Source organism: Mycetohabitans sp. B8 (genome assembly GCF_021991875.1).
Taxonomy (GTDB): domain Bacteria; phylum Pseudomonadota; class Gammaproteobacteria; order Burkholderiales; family Burkholderiaceae; genus Mycetohabitans.
Genome location: NZ_JAHLKR010000024.1, coordinates 62,078 through 67,468, shown reverse-complemented (window position 1 = coordinate 67,468; position 5,391 = coordinate 62,078). Strand labels below are relative to the sequence as shown.

Here is a 5,391-nt window from a genome sequence, read left to right as displayed (position 1 = left end):
GTGACTGTATTCATATTTTATTGTGGAGGAAATTAAAATAAATATACTAAGAGATGTAAAAAGTTAAACTGCTAACGATCTCCATGGATCTGAAGAACCGGATCAGCGCGTGGAGTGCTTTAACCCTGATAGGAGCTGAAACGCCATGATGAAGACATTCAAAGATTTGCCCATGCCGCCTAGCTTGCCCATACTGGGCCATGCGCACAAGCTCAACAAGAAAGCGCTGCATCTGTCGCTGGAAAAATGGGCGAGAGAATACAATTTTGAACCTTATCGGTTCCAGATTGGGAGTTTGAAGTTTGTGGTGCTCAGTAAACCAGATCATGTGCGACACGTGCTGAAAAAACGGCCGTCTGACTTTCGCCGTATGCGTGAAATGTCAAAGATCTTTGATGAAGTGGGATTCAGCAGTGTTTTTACCAAAGAGGGCGAAGAATGGCGACGTCAGCGGCCCATGATCGTGCCTGCGTTCACGAAGCAGAGCCTCACCTCATTTATCCCACAAATCGCTCGAAAGGCAGCTCGTCTACGCGAGCGACTACAAAATTATAAGGGTGAGCCGATAGAAATTCGACACGATTTCCGACGTTTCTCAGTAGATGTCGGTTGTCTACTCGTTTTTGGCATCGATCTGAAGAATATTGAAGAAGTGGATCATCATGTTCTCCACACGTTCCATAACGTCGTGGATACCATGAACAAACGTTTGCGAAAGATTGTGCCCTATTGGCGGATTGTAAAATTGCCTGTTGACCGAAGGTTCGACGAATCGATCCAAGAGTTGAAGGACATGGTGATCAGCATAGCACGCGACGTTCGAAGTAAAATGGAACGGAAAGAAGATGTCGGCGAACACTGCATCCTTCACACGATGCTTCAAGCGGTCGAGGGCGAAGACCGGGTGCTTACCGACGAAGAGCTGTTTGCCAACATGATGATTCTTGTGTTGGGCAGCGAAGGGACGACCGCAGCGATGCTGAGCTGGCTCTGCTTCTATCTGAGTCAGTCTGAAGCGCTTCAGACAAAGCTGCGAGATGAAGTCAGTGGCTTCGATATCGAGACCGTTAACTACGACGCGCTCGAAAACCTGCCGCTTACGGAGGCCGTGATCGAGGAAGTGTTCCGTATCCGCTCAACCGTTCCAGGGCTCGTACTGGAAGCGCTCGAAGATACCGCCGTTGACCATCTTCAGGTTGACAAAGGCACCCGTATTTTCGCGCTGACGCGGGTGGACGGCATCAAGGATCCCGAGACTGACATGGTGTTTAACCCGCAACGATGGTTGAACGACGACGGAGGGTTGATCAGTCTGGGGGATGCACGGCAAAAGCAATTTCCTTTCGGATACGGGCCCCGTGTTTGTCCAGGTGCAGCGCTGTCAAACCTTGAAATGAAAATTGTTATTGCGATGCTCGTGAAGAGCTTTCAACTCGAGATCGTTGACAAAGAAGCGGTTGAAGAAGTGTATATGACGTCTGCTGTGCCTGACAACCTGCGGATAAAAGCGGTGGCATTGCAGGACGCGCCTGCCAAGGCGGCCTAGTCGACGCTGGGCGAGACGGGGAGTCAAAACGTTAGACGTAAGCATAGCGTTTGTGTCGCCCCTTTGGGGGACGGTCGAAGTCAAATTGGACCGTCCAGCTCCCGCGCCATTGTGGTCGCTTGATTTAAAAGCTCTTTTTTGAGTCGGTGCGGGTCACGCGCTGGCTGCTGCGAGGATGGCGTGACAGTAGTTGACGATATGCAGCATGTATCAGTGTCAAGATGGTAATCAAACCCACTGCGACTGTGTTGCGCGAGCACGAAGCGCATATCTGGTACGTTCATACGGCGGCGTGTGATTCCCCTGAGCAGCGCGCCGCATACCGCTTGCTGTTGGCGCCGGATGAGTTAAAAAGATTGGATCGCTTTGTCTTCGATCATTTGAAGCTTGAGTACTTGGCGACGCGAGCATTGTGCCGCACCATGCTTTCCGCTTTCGAGCCCGGCGTTCGTCCTGAGCAATGGCGGTTCACCACAAACGCGTATGGCAAACCGGAGATAGACGCCGGCATGCTCACGTCGTCGCTGCGATTTAATCTTTCAAACACGCGCAATATCGTGGCTTGTGCCGTTACACACTCCACCGATGTTGGGATCGACGTTGAAAATATAACGCGCATTGGTGATTTTGAAGGTGTTGTCACGTCGTATTTTTCGCCTAAAGAGCGACGCTCGTTTTATGCGCTACCAAGCGAGCAGTGGCGAGACCGATTTTTTACGCTATGGACACTCAAAGAAGCCTACATCAAAGCACGCGGTGTAGGTCTTTCGATTGATCTTGATCTCTTCTCGTTTGATTTATCCGGCGAGTCGATCACCGTATCGTTCGATCCACGCGCGCTCGACGACACGCGCGATTGGCAGTTTTCATCGCTCGAGCTTGACGCATATCATCGAATGGCCATTGCGATTCGTAGCGCGTCGACGCCCTTCACAATCTGGGTGCGCGAAGTTGTGCTGGAGCAGGTTCATGCCGATTGTGCCCAAACATGATTACGTTGCAAATAGCCCACCGGCGAGCATGCACGCGGCGCGGCGATTCGCCGGCTGGGGCTACTGTTGTCCTGGATCGCGCTTCTTTGCGCGGGGATGGGCCTGGTCGTAGATGCGCGCAAGATGCTGGAAGTCCAGCGACGTATAGACCTGCGTGGCAGCGACGCTCGCGTGGCCGAGCAATTCCTGGACCGCGCGCAAGTCGCCGCTTGATTGCAGCAGATGCGTCGCGAACGAATGCCGAAGCACATGCGGATGCACGTGGGATGGAACGCCCGCTGCGAGCGCGGCCCGTCTGACCCGCTCGCGCACGACGCCGGCGGACATGCGCATGCCGCGCGCTGACAAGAACAGCGGATGCGGATCATGCTTGAGCAGTTGATCACGCACGGCAAGCCAGCGATGCAACGCGTCGAGCGCCTTACTGCCGATCGGCACCGTGCGCCGCTTGCCCCCTTTGCCGAGCACGGTGACGTCGGCCGTACCCAGGTCGATCCAGCCTGCCGAGCGATATTGCGCGGTGTTGACAAAGGCGATGTCCAAGCCGATCAACTCGGCCAAGCGCAGCCCGCACGAGTAAAGCAGCTCCAGCATCGCCCGGTCGCGCAACGCGTCAGGTGTCTCGATGCACGAGGCTTCCATCAGCGTGACAGCGTCGTCGACCGACAGCGCCTTGGGCAGCATTTTCGCCCGTTTCGGCGCGCGCACGCCAGCGACCGGATTCATGGCCAGAGGCTGATGCAGCGCGAGCCAGCGATAGAAGCTGCGCCACACCGACAGACGATGCGCGATCGAGCGGGACGAAAGTCCACCCGAATGCGCTCGCGACACCGCGCCTCGCACGTCAACGGGCGTCAGTTGCGCCAGCTCGCGGGTGCCGGCCAACTGGCGCAGCATGTCCAACTCGTGCGCGTAGCCGCGCAGCGTGTGCGCCGAGAGGCGGCGCTCATGGGCGAGGCTATCGAGGTAGCGCGCGATCGGATCGGGGGAGGGCGACATCGGACAGGTTGCGGTGACAACGTGTCGCGCTAGTGCGCACGCAGCCGGCTCAGCGCGGCGCTGGCGAGCGCGCCGATCTGCGATAGGAAGTCGGTGGCCATGTCGTCGTGGAAGCGGCGCGGGTCTGGCGAGCCAAGCACCAACAAGCCGAATACGTTTTCCGCATCGGCCTGCTGCGCGTCGCGCAGCGGGACCAGCGCAATCGACGCGGTCTGCTGCGACGCTTTGGTGTCGTTCCCCGCCGCGCTACCCGACTGCGCGTCGGCACACGGTGCGGCCGCGGCACCGCTCACCCTGTCCGGCGCCGTGACGGCGAGCGACAGGCCCACCCCCGCCCCCCCTTGTGGCGCGGGGGCGGCGTTGAGCCACTGCGCGGCCTCGAATCCGGCGTTCGCGCCGCAGTAAGGCGCGACGAGACTGCTGGCAAAAATGCGGACTTCCTCGCCGACGCTGCGGGCAAACTGTGCTTGCGCATAGGCACTCGCGACGTCCCAGACGCGCAGCGCTGCCTGCGGCACGTCGAAGATCTCGCGCAGGCCCGACGTGATGGTGGCGGGTAGTGCATGCGGATCGCGTTCGGCGATCACGCGCAGTGTCCAGCGCTGGAACTTCGCGGCCAGGCTGTCGTTCTCGTGACCATAGCGTAGCAGTTCCGCTAGCCTGCGCTCGAGCTGCTTGTACTTGTCGCGCAGCAGCTCCATTTGTCGCTCCTGCAGCGACACCGCCGCTTTGCCGTGCGGATTGGACAGCCGGACTGTGGCAAGTAGCTCGGCGTGGCGTTCGAAGAACTGCGGGTTGGCCAGCAGGTAATCGGCGACTTCGCGATCGTTCATGATTGTTTTCAGCTTCAACTCAAGAGGGCGGCGCGCGTCGGGCAGGCCGGCCGAGAGGGCGGCACCGCGGATACCACACAGTAAAGGCAGCGCCGCATCGGGGTCAATCAGCCGGACGGCCTAGGGCGGCGATCGCGCTCATGCGGGCAACTCGTCGGGCACGTTAATTTCGCCTTCGAACACGGTGGTTGCCGGACCGGCCATCATGACCGGGGCGTCGTTGTCGCGCCGGCCGTCCCACGAGATGGTCAGCGTGCCGCCGCGCGTGTGCACGCGCACCGGCGAGTCCAGTACGCCTCGGCGGATGCCGGCCACGACCGCCGCGCAAGCGCCGGAGCCGCACGCAAGCGTCTCGCCCGCGCCGCGCTCATAGACACGCAGCTTGATTTCGTGCCGCGAGACGATTTGCATGAATCCAGCGTTCACGCGATTTAAAAAGCGTGCGTGCGACTCGATTACCGGCCCGTCCCTGAGCACCGGCGCGGCGTCGGCGTCATCGACGATCTGCACCGCATGGGGATTGCCCATCGAGACCACTGAGAGCCATTGCGTCGAGCCATTCACGTCCAGCGGCCATAGCAGGTCGTCACCATCGCGCGCGGGTGTCAGTCCCGACGCGTCGAACGGCACGTGTGGCGCGGCCAGCACCGGCGCACCCATGTCAACGAGCACTTCGCCGTTGTCCTGCATGCTCAGCGTGATTACGCCGTGCTGCACCTGCACGCGAATCGTGCGCGCCTGGCTCAGGCCGGTGTCGCGCACGAACTTCACGAAGCAGCGCGCGCCATTGCCGCAGTGCTCGACTTCTGTGCCGTCGCAGTTGAAGATCCGGTACTTGAAATCGGCGCTATCGAGCGTGGGCCGCTCGACCAGCAGCAACTGGTCCGCGCCGACGCCGAAGTGGCGGTCGGCGACGTAGCGCACCAGCGCGGGCGTGGGCGAGATCGTGTTGCGCACGCCGTCAACGACCACGAAGTCATTGCCGGCGCCATGCATTTTGGTGAATTTGAGCTTCATGGCA

The 5,391-nt window shown here is 59.4% G+C and carries 5 protein-coding genes; 2 read left to right on the top strand and 3 right to left on the bottom strand.

The genetic code is table 11. From position 1 onward, the window contains the following. Nucleotides 1-145: 145 nt before the first annotated feature. Together KQH60_RS14310 and KQH60_RS14305 are read left to right on the top strand one after the other, a co-directional pair. Nucleotides 146-1,546 (top strand): cytochrome P450, encoded by a 1,401-nt coding sequence (locus KQH60_RS14310; protein ID WP_237577083.1) that lies wholly within the window; start codon nucleotides 146-148, stop codon nucleotides 1,544-1,546. Nucleotides 1,547-1,767: 221 nt separating this feature from the next. Continuing rightward, nucleotides 1,768-2,538, top strand: a complete 771-nt coding sequence (locus KQH60_RS14305) for a 4'-phosphopantetheinyl transferase superfamily protein (RefSeq protein ID WP_237577082.1) — start codon at nucleotides 1,768-1,770, stop codon at nucleotides 2,536-2,538. 60 nt (nucleotides 2,539-2,598) lie between these two features. On the opposite strand, the gene xerC is transcribed toward KQH60_RS14305, so the two are convergent. From xerC to dapF, 3 genes are all read right to left on the bottom strand, one after another. Then, nucleotides 2,599-3,537 (bottom strand): tyrosine recombinase XerC, encoded by a 939-nt coding sequence (xerC, locus tag KQH60_RS14300; protein WP_237577081.1) that lies wholly within the window; start codon nucleotides 3,535-3,537, stop codon nucleotides 2,599-2,601. A 29-nt stretch (nucleotides 3,538-3,566) separates the two neighbouring features. After that, nucleotides 3,567-4,370 (bottom strand): DUF484 family protein, encoded by an 804-nt coding sequence (locus tag KQH60_RS14295; protein ID WP_237577080.1) that lies wholly within the window; start codon nucleotides 4,368-4,370, stop codon nucleotides 3,567-3,569. Between the two features lie 138 nt (nucleotides 4,371-4,508). Beyond that, complete coding sequence (gene dapF / locus KQH60_RS14290) at nucleotides 4,509-5,387, bottom strand: diaminopimelate epimerase (protein ID WP_237577079.1); 879 nt, start codon at nucleotides 5,385-5,387, stop codon at nucleotides 4,509-4,511. Between the last annotated feature and the right edge of the window lie 4 nt (nucleotides 5,388-5,391).

What these genes read in the sequence shown, in the direction of transcription:
- KQH60_RS14310 (WP_237577083.1), top strand. Translation starts at nt 146, where the DNA reads ATGATGAAGACATTCAAAGATTTGCCCATGCCGCCTAGCTTGCCCATA.
- KQH60_RS14305 (WP_237577082.1), top strand. Translation starts at nt 1,768, where the DNA reads ATGGTAATCAAACCCACTGCGACTGTGTTGCGCGAGCACGAAGCGCAT.
- xerC (WP_237577081.1), bottom strand. Translation starts at nt 3,537, where the DNA reads ATGTCGCCCTCCCCCGATCCGATCGCGCGCTACCTCGATAGCCTCGCC.
- KQH60_RS14295 (WP_237577080.1), bottom strand. Translation starts at nt 4,370, where the DNA reads ATGAACGATCGCGAAGTCGCCGATTACCTGCTGGCCAACCCGCAGTTC.
- dapF (WP_237577079.1), bottom strand. Translation starts at nt 5,387, where the DNA reads ATGAAGCTCAAATTCACCAAAATGCATGGCGCCGGCAATGACTTCGTG.